Annotated in this window: 1 protein-coding gene; it reads left to right on the top strand. The window is 72.7% G+C overall.

Annotated features, from left to right (window positions below):
- Nucleotides 1-14: 14 nt before the first annotated feature.
- Nucleotides 15-450, top strand: a 436-nt coding sequence (locus tag D3227_RS40690) for an NAD(P)-dependent oxidoreductase (protein ID WP_281035088.1), incomplete at its 3' end; no start/stop codon positions are given.

The following is a 450-nucleotide window of genomic DNA, read 5'->3' as shown; positions in this document are numbered from 1 at the left end:
TCACGCGGCAGCTCGTGGAGAAGCTGCCCCGCCTCAAGCTGATCGCCCAGACCGGCAAGGTGGGCGCGCACGTCGACGTGGCCGCCTGCACCGAGCGCGGCATCGCCGTCGCCGAAGGCGTGGGCTCCCCGGTGGCGCCGGCCGAGCTCACCTGGGCGCTGATCATGGCGGCCATGCGCCGCCTGCCCCAGTACATCTCCAACCTGAAGCACGGCGCCTGGCAGCAATCGGGCCTGCGCTCGGCCTCGATGCCGCCGAACTTCGGCGTCGGCACCGTGCTGCGCGGCAAGACCCTCGGCATCTGGGGCTACGGCCGCATAGGGCAGATCGTCGCGGGCTACGGCCGCGCGTTCGGCATGAACGTGCGCGTCTGGGGCCGCGAGGCGTCGCGCGCGCAGGCGCTCAGCGACGGCCTGCAGGTGGCGACCACGCGCGAGGAATTCTTCTCGC

This window comes from Mesorhizobium waimense, from assembly GCF_003601975.1.
Classification (GTDB): Bacteria; Pseudomonadota; Alphaproteobacteria; order Rhizobiales; family Rhizobiaceae; genus Mesorhizobium; species Mesorhizobium waimense.
Note: the sequence above shows the minus strand (reverse complement) of the source record. Positions and strands in the feature narration are given on the sequence as shown.